A 1,363-nucleotide genomic window follows, 5' to 3' on the forward strand; every position below is an offset into this window, starting at 1 on the left:
CCTCGGACCAGCCGGTGCCGTCGGCGTCGTCGGAGAAGGACTTGCAGCGGCCGTCGGCGGACAGGCCGCGCTGGCGGGAGAACTCCACGAACGTGGCGGGTGTCGCCATGACCGTGGCACCACCCGCGAGTGCGAGGTCGCACTCGCCGTTGCGCAGCGCGCCCGCGGCCATGTGCAGGGCCACCAGCGAGGAGGAGCACGCCGTGTCGACCGTGATCGCCGGACCTTCGAGACCGAAGGTGTACGACAGCCGGCCGGAGGCGACACTGCCCGCGCTGCCCGCGGCGAGATAGCCCTCCAGTTCCTCCGGGACGGTCCCGGTGGCGGTGGCGTAGTCGTGGTACATCACACCGGTGAAGACGCCGGTGCGGCTGCCGCGCAGGGTGGCCGGGACGATGCCCGCGTTCTCCAGCGTCTCCCAGGCGGTCTCCAGCAGCAGGCGCTGCTGCGGGTCGGTGGCGGTCGCCTCGCGCGGTGACATGCCGAAGAACTCGCGGTCGAACAGGTCCGCGTCGTGCAGGAAGCCGCCCTCGCGGACGTACGACGTGCCCGGCCGGTCGGGGTCCGGGTCGTACAGCTTCTCGACGTCCCAGCCGCGGTTGGAGGGGAACTCGCTGACGGCGTCGACTTCACCGGCGACCAGGTCCCACAGGTCCTCCGGGGAGGACACACCGCCCGGATAGCGGCACGCCATGCCGACGATCGCGATCGGTTCCATGGAGGCGGAGTCCGCGGTGACGGCGACGGACTCCTCCTCGCCGAACAGCTCGGAGGCCAGGTGCGCGGCGAGGGCGGCGGGGCTGGGGTGGTCGAAGACCAGCGTGCTCGGCAGGCGCAGTCCGGTCGTGCTGTTGAGCTGGTTGCGCAGTTCGACGGCGGTCAGTGAGTCGAAGCCGATTTCCTGGAAGGCGCGTTGGGGGTCGACGGCGTGGGCGTCGGCGTGGCCGAGGACCATGGCGACCTGGGTGCGTACCAGGTCGACGAGGGCCTGTTCGCGCTCTTCCCGGGACAGGGTGCCCAGGCGCTGGGTCAGTGAGGCGGCGGCATCACTCCGCGTGTCGTTCGCGCGTCGCGGGCCGGCCGGGACCAGGGCGCGCAGGAGCGGGGTGGGCGCCTGGGGCTGTGCGCGCAGGGCCGCGGTGTCGATGCGGCTGACGGCGAGGACCGGTTCGGTTCCCGCCACGGCGGAGTCGAACAGCGCCATCGCCTCGTCCGTGGCGAGGGGCAGCAGCCCCAGGCGCTTGATGCGCTGGAGGTCCGCGTCGCCGAGTTCGCCGCTGATGGTGCTGGTCTGGTTCCACAGGCCCCAGGCGAGTGACACGCCGGGCAGCCCGAGGGCCGCGCGGTGCTGGGCGAGGGCGTC

The 1,363-nt window shown here is 72.6% G+C and carries 1 protein-coding gene; it reads right to left on the reverse strand.

Annotated features, from left to right (window positions below):
- On the reverse strand, positions 1-1,363 hold a 1,363-nt coding region (locus AB0N31_RS36540; RefSeq protein ID WP_366062847.1), incomplete at both ends, for a beta-ketoacyl synthase N-terminal-like domain-containing protein.

Origin of the sequence: Streptomyces sp. NPDC051051 (assembly GCF_040682975.1) — a bacterium.
Lineage (GTDB): Bacteria > Actinomycetota > Actinomycetes > Streptomycetales > Streptomycetaceae > Streptomyces.